This is a genomic window from Roseibium sp. HPY-6 (genome assembly GCF_040530035.1).
Taxonomy (GTDB): Bacteria; Pseudomonadota; Alphaproteobacteria; order Rhizobiales; family Stappiaceae; genus Roseibium.
The window spans coordinates 1,475,942-1,495,393 of record NZ_JBEWCD010000001.1 but is presented as its reverse complement, the minus strand read 5'-3'; the positions used below and the strand labels follow the sequence as shown (position 1 = coordinate 1,495,393).

Sequence of the window (19,452 nt, the reverse complement as noted above, 5' to 3'; positions counted from 1 at the left end):
CGTTTAAAAAGAAAGACACCAACTCGACCACGGATCAATCTCCGGGGAGATGGTCGAGGTGCCCGCAGAAATGGAATATTCGCTAACGCAGGACGGTAAGACACTTTATCCAATCTTGGTCGAGACGAGTAGGCGAGGAACTCGTCGTCAATAAAGTAGTTTTGATATATTTTTTAAATATTGCTATCCAATAAATAAATATTAGAGAATATTTTTAGCATGATTTACTAAAAAATCCTTCACATCTCTTGCAGTAAGTATTTCCAGGAAGCATCAAGTGCTTGAGTGGTAAGTTCGCTCACATTTTCCAACTCCGAGAACTTCTCATGTGCAGCAGGTTCGTCGGGAATGCTGCACAAAGCTTTGAATTCTTTTGTCAATTGAACGATCCTATTTGCTCCCACAAAGCCCGAAGCGCTAATGAGCCTGTGCCCGAAATCACAAGCAGCCGGATAATCCTTAGTTTGAATTGCTTCTTTCATACCAATTACCAACTGCGGCATGTTTGTAAGATAGCTTTGTACGACCGCCTCAAAACGCTCGAACCCGAGATCGGATAAGAGGCGGTTAAGGTCTGTTTTTGAAATATAAGCAACACTGTTTTCTGACTGTTTGAAATTGATTGTTTTTTTAGAAGATAATACTGATGAGAGCGCGTTCGCAAACTGGTAGCGTGAAAACGGCTTTTCCAGAAAAAAGCTTGTTTCGTAATGCTTTAATTTAATTAATGCCTCGTGGGGAATGGCTGCTGTGACAACGATTACATGAATGCCACTTCCCTTGGATTGGTTTGTTTTCCAAACAGCTTGAGCGACGTCCAGACCGGTTTTCTCTCCCAATCTGAAGTCGGTAACAACTACGTCGATTTGGCTGGTTTCGAGCGCATTCACGGCCTTATGAAACGTATCAACCGTGATCGCTTCGTGTCCCAATTCGGTTAGATAGCCTTCAATGACCATGGCGTTTACAGGGTCATCTTCCACCACAAGAACCGTCAAACCGTTAGCGTATTCAGTCTGGACCTTGGGATTTGTGGCTGTATCCATCTTCAAACTGAAGCTGAAGACACTTCCTCCCAATCGGTTCGGCTGATATCTGATCTCGCCGCCAAGAAACTCCACAAGGTGCTTACTGATCGCAAGACCTAGGCCGCTTCCCGGCTCAGCATTGGATTTCAGGCCACGCAAACCTTGTGAAAAAGGTTTGAAAAGTTCTTCAACCTCATCCTGGTGTATTCCAATGCCAGTGTCGATGACTTCGAAATGGAGTGTTGGCCTCATTTCCGACTTCGGCGTGAGTCGGGAGACATGAAGTGAGACCGTACCTTCCTTAGTGTATTTAAGCGCATTTGAGAGTAAGTTCAGTAGGATGTGACGTAATTTAGGTCCATCTCCATAGAGTTGGAGAGGTACATCAGGATCAAGTTGTCTTTCGAGCTTTACTTGCTGATCAAGGTCGTTCAGTTGCAGTACCTGGAAAAGAGATACGCATAGTTCGTCAAGATTGAAGTCCTGCTCCACCAGTTGTAGTGCGTTGGTTTGTGCTCTGGAGAGCCCAAGCACATTTTCGATGAGCGCAGAGAGCATTTCTCCAGAAGCACGGATGCTGCGTATCTGTTTGCGTTTCTCTTCGGGTAGACTTTGGTCTTCCAGTAGACCGGTTAGTCCCAGGATGCTGTTAATAGGGGTTCGTATTTCGTGGCTGATGGTTGTCAGGAAAACTGATTTCGCCCTGTCGGCAGATTGTGCAGCTTCAATGGCCTTTAGGTAGTCAGTAACATCCTGCAAAACAATCACTTGCCCGACGAATTTCTCGCTAACATCGAGCATCCTTTGAATTGCAATATTGAACTTCCGTTGTCCGTTTGGAGTTTCTAGAGTAACGGACTCCGCTTTATCACTTCCGGCGGCCAAAATCTGTTTGACAACGTTGTACAACAATGGATTATTCAATTCGCCGTAGTATCCGGCCCCGGGTTTGATTTCTCCCAAAAGCAATCGGTTCGCCGCGGCGTTTACGTGAGTCGGTCTGTTCTCTTCGTCGAGAACAATTGAAGGCTCATCAATACTTTCAAAAACTGTCAGATATTTGTTTTTCTCATTGCTAAGAGCACGGTTGCTTTGTTGCAACTCGGCGATTTGAGCTGTAACCTCGGAAGTCATCCATGCGGTTAAAATTCCCAGTTCCATGGAATCGAAAAGCTCGAGAATTGTATTTTCAAGGCTCTCACGCTCTGCGCCAGCACACTCATTTTCCGTAACAAGTTCAACATAAGCCTTGCGGTAGAGCTTAAGTAAGCCAATGAAATCAATTAACTCGATGCCGAGAGATCGATGCTTTAGTCCTTGAGACACGCCAAAACTGGTTGCCCCTTTGATAGCTGTTTCACGAGTGTGCGGAGATGACTGAGCGATATCGATCAGTTGGACCAATGGAGCACTCAGCCCGCATATTGAAATTCGCCACGCTTCGCGCAGGGTTGAGGTGTTTTGGGTGTAGCCCTTCAACTGAGCATAGTGGACGACGCGATCGGTTAGCCATTCTTCATGCGTCTCTATCAAGGCTTTGAGGTTCAGCATCTCACCTGCCTCCGCTATTACGCGGTTGCCCGTCTTGAAGACGCGGTTTGCAAGACCAATTCCAACCAGTGTTCTACGGAATGCCTGTTTGCCGGCAAGTCGGATGAATACATACCCGCATAGTCTCGCCAAGCTTGTTGATAGGTCGGGTTCACCGCCAACAAAACGGGCACTTCAAATTCGAATGCAGCTTCAATCAGGGGTCTTAAGCCACCGCCCTGGCTCTCACTGTATCCAAATCTATTCAGGATTAGTGCGTCAGCGGGTTCATTAAGCTGTTGTTTTACATTGACCAAAGCATCAGCGAGCCGTTCGTAGTTCAAGCGGCATCCCCGTGATCCGCTCCCAAGCTGTTGAGAAATATGTATGCTTTCTCCGGTGCGCAGATCTCGTAAGTAAAAGTCATCGCAGCATGAATCGGCACAGGCTACGCGTTCTTGAATGACTCCGACCACGTTCCGACCTGAAGACACAAGTCTGTGTGCAGCGTCTAGAAGCAGAGGGTCAGCCTGATCACCCTTTTTGCGGATCAACGCGGTTAGTGGGGGAACCTGGATACGAACGTTGAACATCTAGCTTCCTTTCAGTCCTTTTAGTCAGGTCGTTCCGAATGCTTTGTCAGGAGGCCGCAGGCAGTTGTTTGTTGCGAAGGTTGTTCTTTAGGAACCAGTTTATGGGGTTCGTGAACATCCACTGTCTCGAACTCAAAACCTTCGACACACGAGGCGCGAGCGTTATCGGCTTGAATGAGACGCGCCCAAGTGGGCACGTCTCACGTTCATTTAGCTCAGCTTTCGTTTGGTGCCTCGAACACATTCACGGCCGGCAGGTCGCCTGTAAATTTCTCGACATCGGCCAGACCGGTGTGACCGCAATTGCCTTGCGCAAGCTTGGAGGTACCATTGCCGACGGTCAGGCAGTTGACATCGCCATAGGCGTCAAGTGCACCGACTTCACCACCGGGAACCGGGTCGTACCAGCCACCTTCATAAATGCGCAGCACGCCTGGACGAATGTCATCAGAGACGATGGCCCCGGCCAGAAGCTGACCGCGATCATTGAAGACGCGGACTACGTCGCCGTCCACGATCCCACGCTCAGCCGCGTCCTCGGTGTTGATCACACATGGTTCACGTCCAGCGACGGTATAGCCGTCACGTATTTTCGTGCCGCAAAGCTGTGAGTGGAGACGATCTTGAGGATGCGCTGAATTTATGTGAAGCGGAAACTGACCTTCCCCACCAAGTCTTTCGACGGGCTCCATCCACATCGGGTGCGGTCCGCAGTCGTCATATCCCATCTTCTCGATGTTGCGCGAGAAGATCTCGATCTTGCCCGTTGGGGTCCCCAGCGGCTCAAGCAGCGGGTCCTCCCGATAGTCGGCATAGCGGACGAACTGCTTCGCGCTGTCAGGCACATCGAAGACAACCACACCAGCATCCCAGAACTCGTCGAACGTCGGCACTTCGATGCCTTTTCCGGGACCCTGCTTACGGGCCTCTTCATAAAAGCCCTTGATCCACGACATTTCGTCCTTGCCTTCAGTGAAAGCGTCACCGGCGCCGAGCCGGTCGGCAATTTCGGCGAAGATGTCGAAGTCGCTCCGGGCTTCGAAGACCGGATCAACAACCTTCTTCATCGCAAGGATTGCCTTTAGGGAATAGTCCCCGATGTGCTCGATGTCGTTGCGTTCGTAAGACGTGGTGGCCGGCAACACGATGTCTGCAAACCGGGCTGTCGCTGTCCATTGGAAATCCTGAACCACTACAGTTTCCAAAGTCTGCCAGGCTTTGATCATGCGGTTGCGGTCCTGGTGGTGAGCAAACGGGTTGCCGCCTGTCCAGTACACCATTTTGACTTCTGGCAGTTTTGTGCGCGTACCGTTGAAGTCGAAGTCTTCACCGGGCCGTTCCAGCATTTCCACAATCCGGCTGACCGGAATGGAAGCTGCACCTGCTTCAGTCAACCATGCAGCGCCTTCAACCGCCGCACCGCCATCGGAGATGCCGGGCAGGACGACCGAGTCGGCCGAGGGAGAGCCTCCATTGGCATAGTGATAGCTGAGACCAAAACCGCCACCGGGCAGGCCGATTTGACCAAGCATCGAAGCCAATGTGACAAGCATCCAGTGAGATTGCTCACCATGATGCTGCCGCTGAATGGACCAACCGGAGCTCAGCATTGTGCGGTTTTCAGCAAATAGTTTTGCCAGTTCCACAATCTTTTCAGCCGGAACTTCGCAGATCTCCGCCGCCCATTCGGGTGTTTTGGGGACGCCGTCGCTTTCGCCGGTCAAGTAAGGCAGGAATTTTTCAAAACCGGCCGTGTACTCGTCCAGGAAGTCCTGGTCATGCAGGTTGTCGCTGTAAAGTGCATGGGCGATACCCAGCATCATCGCAACGTCGGTATGCGGGCGGATCTGAATCACTTCAGCGTCGAAGAACTTCGCAGTTTCTGTCCGAACCGGGTCAATGACGATGACCTTCTTGCCTGTCTTCTTGAACTCTTCCAGATATGGATAGCTGTCGTGGTCGGCGACGGTCCAGCCGATCTGGTTGGTCTTGATGGGGTCGGCTGCCCAGAATACCAGGACATCTGTGCTTTCAACCACCACGGGCCAAACGGTTTGTTGTTCGTAAACCTCAAGCGTGCCCATAACATGCGGCATGATGATCTGGCTCGCACCGGTCGAGTAGTCTCCGGAACTGTTCACGAACTTGCCTTCCAGCCCGACGTTCAGTGCACGGCGTAGCAGGTTCTGGCAGTTGTGCAGTTTGCCGGAGCTTTTCCAGCCGTATGAGCCGGCAAAGACACCGGTCGGACCATAGGTTTCGCTGACCCGTTTCAATTCATTGGTAACAAGCTCAAGTGCTTGATCCCAGCTGACGCGCACGAAGTCTTCGCTGCCGCGGTCTTCAGGATTGGCACCAGGACCACCGTCTAGATAGGCTTTGCGAACCATTGGATATTTTATGCGGGAAGGCGAATAGACGCTGTCCATGACCCCTTCCAGCATGGCCGATGGATGAGGGTCTTGGTCCCATGGGGTGATTTTCGTCCAGATACCTTCTTCGACGCTGGCGTTGAAAGCGCCCCAGTGCGACCCCGTCAAAACTTCGCCTGACTCGGCCGCCTGAGCAGCGCCAGCGCGAAGTAATGCTGGTGCAAAGGCACTGAAAGCACCCAGTGCGGTCGCGCCTTTAAGCAACGAACGCCTTGAGATTGTCTTCGTTTTGTCAATGGACATCACAGTCTCCAATTTCGTGTGAACGAGATGCATGGGCCAAACGGACGTCAGTTTCGATTTCGGTATGTGTTATGCGGGTTGTTTCGAGACTGACCAGCAGTTTGGAGTTTCGGGATACCGGAAAGGCCTTGGCGTTGACGTCAAACGGCTTGTTTGCGGTCGCTTGCCAATGCGGCATCCGATTGCGCGAGCGAAAGTGCCGCCCGGACAAAGGGAACAATCAGCGTCGCCTCCTTCTGTGTTGCGCAGCGTTCCAGCAGATGCGGCAGCCAGGTGAGCACGTAATCGCCGAGAAAGTGGGCAGCTGTGACCGGGCAAGGATTACCTGATAAGGCCCGGTCACAGAGCTCCGCCGCAACTTGCAACTGAATGCCCAGATGATCTGGTGGCTCGTTCAGCGTTCCAGGTACCGAAAGACCAAGCTTGGCGAGAAGCCTGTTCATGTCCCTGGCGGGCTGCTGGAAAAGCAGGCCTCGTTCGCTGAGATAAACCGACGCGTAGAGCGGGGCGGACAAGGAGCTGCCAACAGCAAAAGCTTTGTTATGAGCGCGGGTCAGGCGGGCTTGTGCCGCTTCCAGATCGGTTGTGGGCGCTGTCATGTCTTCCAATAGCCGGGCACAAGGTGCGAGCTCAGGAAGTGTCTTGCAGGAGGACAGGAAGGCTTGTCCTTCCGGATTGCAGTAGGTCTCCAGGGCGGGGGGGCACAGAAAGAACTGTGCCAGCCAGCGATATGCAATCCCGCGCGATAGTGTTTCCAGATGTTCAGTCATGATGCTTTGCTCCGCCTGTGTCTTTGGCATTGAGCTGCAGGTATTTTTGAAGGATGCGGTATTCTTCCTTGTCCAGCGTCGTGAAGCGCTTCATGGATTTCAGGACACCGATCCATTGGTTGGCCAAGGTATGACCGGGATCAGGTTTCGAATGGCAGGTGGCACAGCTGGCGGAATACATTTCGGATGTGTATTCCCAAATCTGATCCACATCCGGAACGAGAGACTCAGGTGCAACCCATCCATCGACGCTAACTTTGTGCCAGACCAGTTCGGTGTCAGGATCAGTTTCGGTCGTATGCGTTTCTACTCGGCCGACTTCAGACTTTTTCAGGGTGGCTTCAAAGATGCGCTGTCCGCGCAAAGCGTAGACGACCTGGGCAACTCCATCCTGTTGCCAACCTTCGATTGAGACTTTGGCAGCGCCGTTGTCCCGATCAAGTACTTTCATATGCGTCGCAGCCAGCACCTGACCGATTGCATTCTCACCGGAAGTTGCGTCCGCTGCTTCTGCATAGAGCGGGACGGTCTTCAAAGGATAAAGAGCATCACCGTCTTGATCGAGCTTAGACGCAAATGCTTGAAGATCTTCGAACTTTTTGCGGTAACCTTGTGACAGATCCGGCATCTTGTGTGCGATACCTTTGTGGCAATCGATGCAGGTATCACCGCGCTCAAAGCCCGCTTGCATTTGTTTGGCCGCTTCTGGTTTTTGCAAGGCAAAATCCATATGTGATTCGTCATGGCAATTGCGGCACTCAAGCGAGTCGTTTGCTTCCATGGTTGCCCAGACCCGCTGAGCCATTTCGGCGCGGTGCGCTTCGAATTTTTCCGGCGTGTCTATTACGCGAGTTACAAAGTGCCCGTAGAGCTCCTTTGTCGCCTTTACCTTTCGGATAACCTTAGGAACCCATTCCTTCGGTACATGACAGTCAGCACATGTCGCACCGACACCTGATGCATTCACAAAGTGAGGCGACTGTTTATATTCTTCATAAACGTTGACGCGCATCTCGTGGCAGGAGATGCAGAATTCCATCTCATTTGTGTATTCCATTGCGGTGTTGAAACCGCCCCAGAAAATAATGCCGGCTGTAAAGCTGCCTATTGTAAGAGCACCCAGGGACACAGCTCCGGCAGGTCCCCAGAACCGTTTCCAAACACGTTTGATCATCGTGAAAGCCTCCGTCGCTATGAAAAAGTTAGACGGCGGCTGTAAATGGGGTTCCCTTAGTGTTTGAACCGTTGGTAAAAGTTTGTAAACAGCTTGTAAACGAAGCCGAGCGATTCAATGAAACGTGTACAGAAAATCCTGGTCGTGGAAGATGATCCAACCAGCCTCGAAGCAATGGCGGGCTATTTTGAAGTTGAGGGTTATCGCGTCTTACGCGCCACAGACAGCGTTGGGATGGAGCGCGAACTCAAGAGCCATCTTATCGACCTTGTTGTGCTCGACATCAGATTGCCAGGCAAAGATGGTCTGACCCTCTTGCGCGAACTGAGGATCAGTTCCGATCTCCCGGTAATTGTTGTGAGCGCACGCACTGAAGACGTAGATCACATTGTCGCATTGGAATTTGGTGCAGATGATTATCTGGACAAGCCTGTGAATCTAAGGGAGTTGCTTGTTCGCGCGAAAAACATTCTGCGCCGGGCATCGAGACAACAAGCACCCTTGGCCGAGAAATCGGAGATCCAGGAGTTCAACGGCTGGGTATTGGATCGCGGGGCTCGCAGTCTTGTTTCTCCAAAGGGAGAAAAAGTACACTTAACGCGGGGCGAGTTTGAACTACTGAGCTTTTTGGCCCATCGCCCTGGCCGCGTTCTTCAGCGCGATCAACTGTTGGATTGTCTCGCTGATCGAGACTGGCAGCCCTATGACCGTACGGTTGATGTCTTGATTGGACGGTTGCGCGGCAAGATAGAAGCAGATCCGAAATCGCCAACACAAATCATAACTGTGCATGGCGTAGGCTATGTGTTTGCAGGACATGCCGACACTTGAGTTGCGTTCATCAATTCCGCTCCTTCCCAGCCAGGAAAATCGTCGCGGAAAACTCTAACCCAAATCGGGGGCATTTAGCGGGAGCACATCAGAGTACATAACCAACCAGTCCGCTTGCCGCCCGCCTTGGTTATTCAAGGGAAACGAACCTATCGATTTTGCAAGCTTTCTCCCGACAAGCGAGTTCATACTTTGTGAGCTTCATGTCACATGCATGTTGCATGGAGTAGCCGTGCTCATTTTGAAATTGGCGGAATTCAGCAGAGCTCTGTCGCAAAGCCATGCAACAAGACACTACGCAAAAGCGACCGAAGCTTTCTGCTAGACTTTTGAATTCATGCCGGAAAAATTGGTAGCGGAGGAGGGACTTGAACCCCCGACACGCGGATTATGATTCCGCTGCTCTAACCAGCTGAGCTACTCCGCCATCCAGGCGCAGAACGTTAGGACGCCCGCGCGACGTGGGCTGCTTATAGTGAGGCGGTGGACAGGCGTCAAGCGCAGATTTTGCCTGTTGCCCGCAATATCTTTTTCCGGCCATCAGGCCGCGGAAACCGGTACCTGGACGTGTGGAAAATCGACCTGCCACGTTCCGGATCTTTCCGTTTTGTCGATCCAGCCGCCGCCCAGTACGCGCGCATTTTCGTCGTCACTGTCGAAGAACACGCAGGCCTGACCCGGTGCAACACCGGTTTCACCGCTTGCGAGATCCACAAAGCCTTTGCCGTTCAGGATGCGCAGCATCGCAGGCGCTGGCGGGCGCGTCGAGCGTACCTTCGCAAAGAGTTCGACCTCATCGCCCTCATCGAGGGGCTGATCACCGATCCAATTCATCTCACGGAGCAGAATTGTCCTCGTCGCGAGAGCTTCGCGCGGTCCGACAATCACGCGGCGTTCGTTGGCGTCAAGGCGCACGACATAAAGCGGCTCTCCCGTTGCAACCCCGATGCCGCGGCGCTGTCCGATCGTAAAGTGAATAATGCCTTCATGCTCGCCAAGGACGCGGCCATCCATATGCACGATCTCACCAGACTCCGCAGCGTTCGGACGCAGTTTGCGGATCACCGCCGCATAGTCGCCGTCGGGCACAAAGCAGATGTCCTGGCTGTCCGGCTTGTTTGCAACGGACAGGCCGAATTCGGCTGCAAGTTCCCGGACCTGCGCCTTGGGCATGCCACCGAGGGGAAAGCGGACGAAATCGAGCTGTTCCTGCGTGGTGGCGAAGAGAAAATAGCTCTGATCCCGATCAAGGTCCGCGGGGCGGTAGAGTGCCCGCTTGTTGCCGCTTGGGGCGGAGCGCACATAGTGGCCGGTGGCGAGCGCATCTGCGCCGAGATCCCTTGCGGTCTTCAAAAGATCGGTAAACTTGACTGTCTGGTTGCAGGAGACGCAGGGTATTGGCGTTTCGCCTGCAATGTAACTGTCCGCGAACCGGTCCATGACCTGTTCCTTGAACCGGCTCTCGTAGTCCAGTACGTAATGCGGTATGCCGATTTTCTCGGCCGCGCGGCGGGCATCGTGAATGTCGACGCCGGCGCAGCAGGACTTCGCCTTCGCAACAGCTGCACCGTGGTCATAGAGCTGCAGCGTTACGCCGATGACATCATAACCTTCCGCCTTCATCAGGGCCGCGACGACAGAACTGTCGACGCCACCCGACATGGCAACGACGACGCGCGTGTCCTCCGGGCGACCGGGCAGATCAAGACTGTTTCGCATTCTCAACACTTCCAGAAATCACTGCAGGGCGGCGCCGGATCTCATATGCGATCAACCGGTTGCGCCGCTTTCAGCGCGGCGCGCCAATCCCCTGCCTTTTCAAAGTTGCGGCACTATACAGATATGTCCCCTTAATGCCAATTGCTATCCATGGGTGGCAGGCATGCTTTGCCGGACCGGCAATCCTTGCCGCCCCAAGGTGCCGACCTGGACGGTGATATCTTTCAAAAGTGAATAAAAAACAGATGCTTATTCTGGTTTTTGAAACTGGCCTGATGCTTGCTTTCCTCATCGCGACGAAATGTGCCTGATGACCAGGCTTTGATCTCGGGGGCGATTTTGCTGCCATTTGGATTTTTGACGGATGTATCGGCTGGTGCTCTGGCTGCCGGGACTGGTGGCCTGAAAGGTCTGGCTGCGCCTGCAGGTGGGCCTGCGAATGGTTCAGGTGCGTCAGCCGGTTTTGAGGCTGAACTGACCGAACTTATGCAAACGCTTTCGGGCGCCGAAACGGTTGATCCTCCGGGCGGGGACGAAGCTGCGGGCCTCTTTTCGATCCCATCGGATATTGTAGCATCCCCCATGGCTTCGGGGTTGGTTCTTGCCGGCAATGGTGAAGCGCAAGTGGCCGAGCCCGCAGAGGGTATTGAGCCGCAGCCCGGCATTCCGGGCGGCCAAGGAAGTGCACCGGAGGGTGTGCCCTTGCCGGTCGCTCCGACTGCCAGCCAGCCAAAGGCAGCGAATGATCCTCTTGCCGGCGGGTCTGTGCCGGCATCGGGTACGGCGGATGTGAATTCGCCTGACGTACCCATAGCCTCAGTCTCCAGCGGAACTGTGCCAGGCGCCGGCATCCAGCAGAGTAACCAAGCCAAGGGTCCGGTTGAGGTGACTTCATCCCAGCCGGTGCCAGCGAAAGGTGGTAATCCGGATACGACCGCATTACAGCCTCGGGCGGCGACCGGTGTCGTTCAACCGATAGCGGCCGATGCGCCCAAAGCGCTTTCTCCTGATGTAGTGCCGACACCTGAGGTTTCCCCGTCGGCTGACGCAGCAGGTGTGGAAGAGCAGCCAGTAGCTAAAGCGCCGTTCCAAAATGAAGCGGGCGTGGAAAGTGAGGTGCGTACAGGGCGCAGATGGCAAAATGAATTGCCTGAGGCCTTGCGGGCGCCGGTACAAAACGTGAGCCGGCAGGTTTTGCCATCACCGGACCCGGTGGCATTGTCCGTCAAGGGCGCACCTGAGGGGGCAGGAGTTTTACCTGCCGGGCCACAAGTTGACGCTTCACTTTCCGTTCCGCAGGCAGCGCCACAAGCAAATGAGCAAGGTGTAGCTGCGCCGAAGCCGGTCGCGGCATCTGTTCCGCCTCAAGGTGATCTGGTGTCCGGGCGCGGTCCGGCCAGTGCGCCTGTCGGTGCTGAGCCGGAAGTTGCCGAGGCGGCTGCCAAGACAGTCCCGGGAACTGTTGTTGTCCGGGCTGCAGCCCAGTCTTCTAACAGTTTGCCGCTTGAGGGAGGCTCATCCCCGCTGGCACCGGAAGCTGTTGTGTCAAGCGAAGGGGATGCCTTCAGTCCTGAGCCCTTGACACAGAGCACGAAGGATCTGGCAGTCAAGACGTCCCCTTCCGCCGGAGCGGGCGAAAAGACCTCTGACAGCGCACCAGGAACCAAACAGCTCGACGCCGCAGCACGTGTTGGCGCTGCAGCTGCGCCGGAAATCAGGCCCGCGGCCGGGGTTGAGCCCGCACCCGCTGCGAACGCATTCCTGGCCGCACAAATCAGTGCCGAAGAGCTCGCCCTGATTCAGCAACCGTTGGACGGCGGTGCGTCGGGAGAATTTGCAGCGACCATACGTGGCGGTGAAATCTCGGGTGCGATGAGAACCGAGAGCCTTCAGGTGCCCGGCCAGGCACAATCCGGCCAGGTCTCCATGCAGGTCGCAGCCGAAATAGTGCGCAACCTCAAGAACGGCCAGACGCGCTTCCAGATGCGCTTCGATCCGCCTGAACTCGGACGTGTCGACGTAAACATGCGCGTTGGTGCCGACGGCGGCGTTCACGCCCACCTGATCGTGGAAAGACCTGAAACGCTGGACATGTTCCTGCGTGACCAGCGCGGGCTCGAGCGTGCGCTTGAGGCGGCCGGTCTGAGCGCGGATTCTGAGAACCTGCAATTCTCGCTGAAGCAGGATGGCGGTCGTGAGTTCGCCTCCGGTGATGGCCAGTCCGAGCAATCCGCCGACGCGGGGCAGCCGCAGGATGGCGAAGAGCCGGATGAAAGCGTTGCAGATTTGGAAAACACCGTCCAGATGACGCTTGCCGGTCGTGCCGGCGGTTTGGATCTGAAGATATGACAAGCGGGATGGAAAGCCATCCGGGGAGTATGACGTGAACACTGTTTCTTCGAGCACGAGCGCGACGGCACAGAGCAGCAGTTCGGCCAGCCAGTCCGGGCTTATCGCGAACTACGAGCTGTTTCTGAGTATTTTGACCACCCAGATACAGAACCAGGATCCGCTCGATCCGATGGATTCTGCCGAATATACCAATCAGCTGGTTCAATACTCCAACGTTGAGCAGTCAATTCAGCAAAACCAGAACCTTGAACAAATCATTGCGTCGCTCAACAGCAACATGAGCATGAGCTATGTCGGCTATATTGGCAATGAAGTGACCGCGGACGCATCGACGACAACGCTTTCCGGTAGCCAGGCGAGCTGGAACTACGAATTGAGCGATAGCGCGACAGGGACCTACGAAATCAGGAATTCCAGCGGCGCGCTTGTTTATACCGGCGAGGCCAACCTGAAAGCCGGCAGCGGAACGATCACGTGGAATGGCCAACTGACCGCCGGCGGGGAAGCGCCGGACGGTCTCTATACGATTTCGTTTGACGTGAAAGATGCGTCGAGCAGCCGTGAGACTGTCAGAACAGAGACGAAAGGCCTCGTGGACAGCGTCGATCTGTCGGGCAGCGAGGTTATCCTGAACGTAGGCGGCCAGAAATTTCCGGTGTCCAGCGTCACATCTGTTTCCGCTCCAGCCTGAGCGCAGCCAGAACCTCGCTACATCCGCCATCTGCGCAACACTTGACCGTGCCGGACCGCAATTGCCGCATGGTGTGCGGCAGTGTCTCTTTCTTCGCAGGCAAATTTTCTTCCGAAATGTCTTACGGCCGCGAGCGGTGTTGTCCGCTGTTGCGCCGAATTGCGTTGCAAAATGCGCGAGAGAGTAACTATGGTTAACAAGACCATATATTAATGTTAATACTCTTATGGTTATTCTTTGATACTTCCTAATTATCATTCATTAAATTTGGATTTTATAGTTAATAAAAACACAATTTTGCTTTAGGCGTTTGTTAAGCGTCGTCCTGTAGTCTCAACTCACCTTGGTCATGGTTAGTGTGAGAGTACAATGACCGAACAGATTCGTTCGCGTGTAAAATATGTCATCGGCCCGGATGGTAGTCCGCTTACTATTGCAGACCTGCCACCGACATCGACGAAGCGGTGGGTGATCCGCCGCAAGGCAGAAGTGGTCGCCGCAGTTCGTGGTGGTCTATTGTCGCTGGAAGAGGCCTGCCAGAGATACACCCTGACAGTGGAGGAGTTTCTCTCCTGGCAGAGTTCTATCGAAAAACATGGGCTTGCCGGCCTCAGGGCCACGCGCATTCAGCAATATAGAGGCTGAGCGTTTACGCCATCGCTTTATAAATGCGAAACGCACTCTACAAGGTCGGCTATGCCGGCCTTTTTATTTTATGATTTGCCATTCGGGTTTATCCAAAAATTAATGAACTAGGCAGTTTTTCCCCACTTCAGTTGCGATTTGCAATCGTAAAAAGCCCGGAAACTGGCCATTCTCTCTAAATCTAAACGGGTGTGTTAACCAGTTGTTAACCGTCCGGGCGGCAAATTTTGCCCATCGAGGGTGTGGCGTGTCAGGCCGACTCCAACAATAACGGCTTAGACATGTTTCAGATGCGGGCGGGCATTCGTGAGCGGCATAATTGAATTCATAAAGACACTTGGAGCGGCACGAATTGCCGCCATGGGCGCTGTTGCGGCGATCCTTGTCGGCGTGTTTGCGTTCATTATTCTGCGCGTCACCGCCCCGCAACTGACAACGCTCTATAACGAACTTACGCTTGAAGACTCTGCAGCAATCGTCACCCAGCTCGAGAGCCAGGGGGTCCAGTTCCAGCTCTCGCGCCAGGGGGCGACCATTCTGGTGCCCAAAGAGCAGGTTGCCCGCCTGCGTATGCAGCTTGCCGCCGAAGGCCTGCCGACCGGCGGATCGATCGGTTACGAGATATTTGATCGCAGCGATACACTTGGCGCGACCAGTTTTGTCCAGAACATAAATCATCTGCGTGCCATGGAAGGCGAGTTGTCGCGCACGATCGGCTCTCTTGATCGTATCCGGGCTGCGCGTGTCCACCTTGTGATCCCCGAGCGGCAACTTTTTCAGCGCGATCGGCGTCCCCCTTCGGCATCAATTGTCCTGAATGTCAGGGGCGCGCTCGGCCCGGGCGAAATTCGTGCGGTTCAGCACCTCGTGGCAACAGCCGTGGAGGGGCTGGAGCCCGATCGCGTGTCAATCGTCGATGAAAGCGGTCGGCTTCTTGCTTCGGGCGCGGGTGCCAGCGATGAGGACATGGTTTCAACGTCGCTTCAGGAGCGCACAGTCGCCATTGAAAGCCGCTTGCGCAATCAGATTGAGGAAATTCTCAATTCGATCGTCGGGCCGGGCCGGGCCCGTGTGCGCGTCAATGCGGAGGTCGATTTCAACCGACTGACGGAAACGACCGAAACGTTCGATCCGGAAGGGCAGGTCGTCCGTTCAACCCAGACCAAGGAAGAGGCAACTTCTTCTGTAAGCCGGAACGGTCAGGTTACAGCCGCGAACGAGCTTCCGAACGCCCAGGCGCAGCAGGATCAGGACGGACGCGACACGGCCTCGCTGACGGAAGAAGTGGTCAACTACGAAATCTCCCGCTCCACGCGGACCGAGGTCGTGGAGGCCGGGCAGGTCCGTCGCCTTTCCGTTGCCGTTCTCGTGGATGGAACCTACGAACCTGACGGAAACGGAAACACCGTCTACACGCCGCGTGCTCAGGAAACGCTCGACAGAATTGCGGTTTTGGTGCGCTCAGCCGTCGGGTTCGACCAGAACCGAGGCGATCTCGTCGAAGTCGTCAATCTTCAATTTGCGCTGCCGCCGCCAGACGACCTTCTCGCCGAAGGGGACGGTCTGTTCGAATTCACGCGCGACGACATTATTCGCTTTGCAGAGCTCGGTGTCCTGTTCCTGATCACGATCCTCCTCTTGCTCTTCGTGGTTCGCCCGCTGCTCCGCCGGATCGTTACGCCGGAAGAAAAACAGCCTCAGGAACTCATGATCGGGCCTGACGGCACGCTTGTGGCGGACACGGACGTCCCCAATGACGAGAAAGAGGAAGATGAATTCGTGATCGAATGGCTGGAGCAGGCACGTCAGGAAGGAGCCATGCAGGCAAGTTCGATCGCAAAAGTGGGTGACATGATCAAGGATCATCCGACCGAAGCCGTGACAATCGTTCGCGGTTGGCTGGATGAGCAGGCGGCCTGATGGCGAGCGACCAACTTCAACAGCACCTCACGATCAGTGCAGACGAGGAAGACCGTGAGCTAAAGGGCGCGGAACGGGCAGCGGTTCTGTTGCTGGCACTGGGAGAATCTCACGGATCCCCAATCTGGGAAAAGCTCGACGAGATCGAGGTTCGCCAGGTCTCGGCAGCGATGGCAAATCTTGGCCCGGTGACACCGAACATGCTTGAGAATCTTTTCAAGGATTTCGTTCGTAGGGTCAGCTCCAGAGGCGCGTTGACAGGCAATGTGGATGCAACGGAGCGGCTGCTGGCAAACTTTCTTCCTGGAGACAAAGTGTCGGTCATCATGGAAGAAATCCGTGGTCCGGCCGGTCGTAACATGTGGGAAAAACTCTCCAATGTTCAGGAGAATGTTCTTGCGAACTATCTGAAGAACGAATACCCGCAGACCGTTGCCGTGGTTCTGTCCAAGATCAACTCCGATCACGCTGCGCGTGTCCTTGGCATTCTCCCCGAAGAGCTCGCGCTGGAGGTCGTCAGCCGCATGTTGCGCATGGACGCCGTTCAAAAGGAGGTCCTGGAGAAGGTGGAGCAGACACTCAGGGTCGAGTTTATGTCCAACCTTACAAACACGTCGCGCCGGGACAGCCACGAAATGATGGCCGATATCTTCAACAATTTCGACCGTCAGACGGAGGCACGTTTTCTGGCCGCGCTCGAAGAGGACAACCGCGAGGCAGCAGACCGTATCAAGACATTGATGTTCACCTTCGACGACCTCCTGAAGCTGGATGCGGCAAGCTGTCAGACCCTGCTACGCCATGTGGAGAAGGATCAGCTTGCCATCGCGCTCAAGGGATCGACGGATACGGCACGTGGCTTCTTCTTCGGCAACATGTCGTCGCGTGCGGCCAAGTTGCTGGAAGATGACATGGATGCGCTTGGACCGGTGCGTTTGCGTGACGTTGATGAGGCGCAGACGGGAATGGTGAACAAAGCCAAGGACCTGGCTGCAAAAGGCGAAATCATGATCTCCAAGTCCAAGGGTGACGAGGAAATCATCTACTAATGGTTCAACCGGCAGGTAACGACAGCAGAATGGGCAGCATGACCAACCCGTCGAAGTTTCTGTTCAACATGGACTTTTCCGCGCCGGAGGAGCCGGAAGAGGTTTTGCCGCCTGAACCGGAAATTCCGATGATCCCGCTGGCCGACCATGAGAAACTGCTGGCGGACGCCAAAGCCAAGGCCTTTGAAGAAGGACGCATACAGGCGCAGCAGGACCATCTGACAAAGCAAGAGACGCTTTTGACCACGGAGGTCGACCGGCTTGTGGATGTGGTCGGGCAAGTGGTCGAGACGCTGGATGAACAGTTGGTAAAGCAGGAAAACGATGCGGTCAGCCTCGCCTTTCTGGTCGCCAGACGCTTGTGTGCTCACTTGATTGCGCGTCAGCCGCTGGCGGAGACAGTTGCCTTGGTTTCCGAATGCCTTGGGCCGCTCAGAAAAGCACCGCACCTGGTGATCAGGATTGCTGAAAAGGACGTCGAGGCGTTGAAGGCTAGGGTCGATCCTATTGTCCTTGAAAAGGGTTTTGATGGCCGGCTCGTCATTCTGGGCGAGCCCGACATCGGGCGGGGAGACTGCCATATCGAGTGGGCGGACGGCGGCATCAAGCGCGACCGCAAGGCCCTTGAAAACGAAATAGACACGAGCATTCGCGCGTATCTGCGCGCACGCCGCGAAGAAACGCGCGGCACCGTGTCCGACGCGTCGGCGAAGAAGGAACCTGACGTATGAGCGACGAACAAGACACAAACATTCCTCTCGATGAGCTGGAAGCGCCGCAGCGCAGTCTCGAAGAGGAAGACACACATTCACCGGATTCTGCGGCGGATCTTGAAGCCGTATTCGATGTGCCGGTCAGGATTTCTGCCGTGCTTGGACATTCCAGGATGCACGTTTCGGAACTGTTGAAACTCGCTTCCGGCACGGTCCTGGAACTCGACCGGAAAGTCGGTGAGGCGATTGATATCTACGTGAATGACCGGCTCGTGGCACGCGGCGAAGTCGTCCTGGTGGAGGACAAGCTGGGCGTGACCATGACTGAAATCATCAAGACGGACCGGTAAGGAAGGGATCAGATGCGCCTTTTAATTGTCGGAACACTTGGTGGGCAACTCACAACCGCATCGAAGATCGCAATGCAGGGCGGCGCCCAGGTCACCCATGCGGACGATGTCGAAGGGGCGCTGAAAGTTCTGCGGTCCGGTCGCGGTGCCGATCTGCTCATGGTGGAAGTCCACCTGGATATTGCCGGTCTTATCGGCAAGCTTCAGAACGAGCGGGTGCATGTTCCCGTGGTGGCTTGCGGCGTTGAAACCGATGCGCAGGCAGCGGTGTCGGCGATCAGAGCCGGCGCAAAGGAATATATCCCGCTGCCGCCCGACCCCGAAATGATCGCGGCGGTGCTGCAGGCGGTCGCCCAGGAGCGCGGTGATCTGATTTACCGCGACGAGGCGATGGCGACTGTCGTGAAGCTTGCCGAGCAGGTCGCGCCGTCAGAGGCGTCGGTCCTGATTACGGGTGAATCTGGCACGGGCAAGGAAGTGATCGCACGGCATGTGCACAAGTGTTCCAATCGCGCATCGAAGCCGTTTATCTCGATCAACTGCGCAGCGATCCCCGAGCACCTCCTTGAATCCGAATTGTTCGGACATGAGAAGGGTGCATTTACCGGCGCCGTTGCGCGCCGGATCGGCAAGTTCGAGGAGGCAGACGGCGGAACGTTGCTCCTCGACGAGATCTCCGAGATGGATGTCCGGCTGCAGGCAAAGCTGCTGCGCGCAATTCAGGAGCGCGTGATTGACAGGGTCGGCGGCACTCGCCCGGTTGCCGTGAATATCAGGATCCTGGCGACATCAAACCGGGATCTTGCCGACAGCGTCCGGCAGGGACAGTTCCGGGAGGACCTTCTGTTCCGCTTGAATGTTGTCAACCTCAAGCTGCCGGCGCTGCGCGAACGACCTGCCGATATCATGGAACTCGCCCAGTTCTTCATCAAGCACTACTCCGAGGCCAACGGTGTTCCGCAGCGTCCGCTGTCACCGGATGCCCGTCAGGCTCTGATGTCCAATCCCTGGCAGGGCAACGTCCGTGAACTTGAAAACACCATGCACAGGGCGATCCTGCTCGCTTCAGGTGCGGAGATCGGTGTTGAGGCGATCCGGATGCCTGACGGCTCGCCGCTTGCCATCTCCGGCGGCCCGGCCGAGCGCGCTGCCCAGACGGCAGAAGCGGTTACACGCTCATTTGTCGGACGTACGGTGGCCGATGTGGAGCGGGACCTCATTCTCGATACGCTGGACCATTGCCTTGGAAATAGAACGCACGCAGCGAAAATTCTGGGAATTTCCATCCGAACGCTGCGCAACAAGCTGAATCAGTATACCGATGAAGGGATTAGCGTTCCCGGACCGGGAGAAGCCCGCGCTTGAAGACGCGTAAAATCAGTCAGACCCGGGTGCGTTTGTAGGTCTTTAGA

Annotated in this window: 16 protein-coding genes and 1 tRNA gene; 10 read left to right on the top strand and 7 right to left on the bottom strand. The window is 55.1% G+C overall.

Going from position 1 to position 19,452, the window contains the following annotated elements:
- The first annotated feature begins 49 nt into the window (after nt 1-49).
- On the top strand, nt 50-154 hold the full coding sequence (locus ABVF61_RS07100; RefSeq protein WP_353992815.1) for a winged helix-turn-helix transcriptional regulator: 105 nt from the start codon (nt 50-52) through the stop codon (nt 152-154).
- An 85-nt stretch (nt 155-239) separates the two neighbouring features.
- Here ABVF61_RS07100 and ABVF61_RS07095 read toward each other — a convergent pair whose 3' ends face one another.
- The 5 genes from ABVF61_RS07095 to torC form a co-directional block, all read right to left on the bottom strand.
- Nucleotides 240-2,579 carry a hybrid sensor histidine kinase/response regulator gene (locus tag ABVF61_RS07095; protein WP_353992814.1) on the bottom strand — a complete coding sequence of 780 codons (2,340 nt, stop codon included), beginning with the start codon at nt 2,577-2,579 and terminating at the stop codon, nt 240-242.
- 17 nt (nt 2,580-2,596) lie between these two features.
- A complete protein-coding gene (locus tag ABVF61_RS07090; protein WP_353992813.1) occupies nt 2,597-3,151 on the bottom strand; it encodes a DUF2478 domain-containing protein in 555 nt (184 codons plus the stop codon).
- A 215-nt stretch (nt 3,152-3,366) separates the two neighbouring features.
- Nucleotides 3,367-5,826, bottom strand: coding sequence for a trimethylamine-N-oxide reductase TorA (gene torA / locus ABVF61_RS07085; RefSeq protein ID WP_353992812.1), 2,460 nt, complete (start codon nt 5,824-5,826; stop codon nt 3,367-3,369).
- 140 nt (nt 5,827-5,966) lie between these two features.
- Nucleotides 5,967-6,596: a TorD/DmsD family molecular chaperone gene (locus tag ABVF61_RS07080; RefSeq protein ID WP_353992811.1), complete on the bottom strand. Its 630-nt coding sequence runs from the start codon at nt 6,594-6,596 to the stop codon at nt 5,967-5,969.
- The gene (gene torC, locus ABVF61_RS07075) at nt 6,589-7,770 is read right to left on the bottom strand and encodes a pentaheme c-type cytochrome TorC (RefSeq protein ID WP_353992810.1); all 1,182 of its coding nucleotides are present in this window, start codon (nt 7,768-7,770) and stop codon (nt 6,589-6,591) included. The genes ABVF61_RS07080 and torC overlap by 8 nt, the downstream gene beginning before the upstream one ends.
- Nucleotides 7,771-7,887: 117 nt before the next feature.
- Between torC and ABVF61_RS07070 the strand changes: the two genes are divergently transcribed.
- Complete coding sequence (locus ABVF61_RS07070) at nt 7,888-8,601, top strand: response regulator (RefSeq protein WP_353992809.1); 714 nt, start codon at nt 7,888-7,890, stop codon at nt 8,599-8,601.
- A gap of 350 nt (nt 8,602-8,951) precedes the next feature.
- On the opposite strand, the gene ABVF61_RS07065 is transcribed toward ABVF61_RS07070, so the two are convergent.
- Both ABVF61_RS07065 and mnmA read right to left on the bottom strand, forming a co-directional pair.
- Nucleotides 8,952-9,028 (bottom strand) — tRNA-Met (locus ABVF61_RS07065).
- A gap of 113 nt (nt 9,029-9,141) precedes the next feature.
- Entirely contained in the window at nt 9,142-10,320 is a 1,179-nt protein-coding gene (gene mnmA / locus ABVF61_RS07060; RefSeq protein ID WP_353992808.1) for a tRNA 2-thiouridine(34) synthase MnmA, read from the bottom strand.
- Between the two features lie 303 nt (nt 10,321-10,623).
- Between mnmA and ABVF61_RS07055 the strand changes: the two genes are divergently transcribed.
- The 8 genes from ABVF61_RS07055 (at nt 10,624) to flbD (ending at nt 19,405) form a co-directional block, all read left to right on the top strand.
- A complete protein-coding gene (locus ABVF61_RS07055) occupies nt 10,624-12,669 on the top strand; it encodes a flagellar hook-length control protein FliK (RefSeq protein ID WP_353992807.1) in 2,046 nt (681 codons plus the stop codon).
- A 34-nt stretch (nt 12,670-12,703) separates the two neighbouring features.
- Nucleotides 12,704-13,363 (top strand): flagellar hook assembly protein FlgD, encoded by a 660-nt coding sequence (locus ABVF61_RS07050; RefSeq protein ID WP_353992806.1) that lies wholly within the window; start codon nt 12,704-12,706, stop codon nt 13,361-13,363.
- 369 nt (nt 13,364-13,732) lie between these two features.
- Complete coding sequence (gene sciP / locus ABVF61_RS07045; protein ID WP_029065927.1) at nt 13,733-14,008, top strand: CtrA inhibitor SciP; 276 nt, start codon at nt 13,733-13,735, stop codon at nt 14,006-14,008.
- A gap of 306 nt (nt 14,009-14,314) precedes the next feature.
- Nucleotides 14,315-15,928 carry a flagellar basal-body MS-ring/collar protein FliF gene (fliF, locus tag ABVF61_RS07040; RefSeq protein WP_353992805.1) on the top strand — a complete coding sequence of 538 codons (1,614 nt, stop codon included), beginning with the start codon at nt 14,315-14,317 and terminating at the stop codon, nt 15,926-15,928.
- Nucleotides 15,928-16,977, top strand: coding sequence for a flagellar motor switch protein FliG (gene fliG, locus ABVF61_RS07035; RefSeq protein ID WP_353992804.1), 1,050 nt, complete (start codon nt 15,928-15,930; stop codon nt 16,975-16,977). The genes fliF and fliG overlap by 1 nt, the downstream gene beginning before the upstream one ends.
- Nucleotides 16,977-17,708, top strand: a complete 732-nt coding sequence (locus ABVF61_RS07030) for a FliH/SctL family protein (RefSeq protein ID WP_353992803.1) — start codon at nt 16,977-16,979, stop codon at nt 17,706-17,708. The genes fliG and ABVF61_RS07030 overlap by 1 nt, the downstream gene beginning before the upstream one ends.
- The gene (gene fliN, locus ABVF61_RS07025) at nt 17,705-18,040 is read left to right on the top strand and encodes a flagellar motor switch protein FliN (protein ID WP_299472710.1); all 336 of its coding nucleotides are present in this window, start codon (nt 17,705-17,707) and stop codon (nt 18,038-18,040) included. The genes ABVF61_RS07030 and fliN overlap by 4 nt, the downstream gene beginning before the upstream one ends.
- A 12-nt stretch (nt 18,041-18,052) precedes the next feature.
- Complete coding sequence (gene flbD / locus ABVF61_RS07020; protein ID WP_353992802.1) at nt 18,053-19,405, top strand: sigma-54-dependent transcriptional regulator FlbD; 1,353 nt, start codon at nt 18,053-18,055, stop codon at nt 19,403-19,405.
- Nucleotides 19,406-19,452 lie beyond the last annotated feature (47 nt).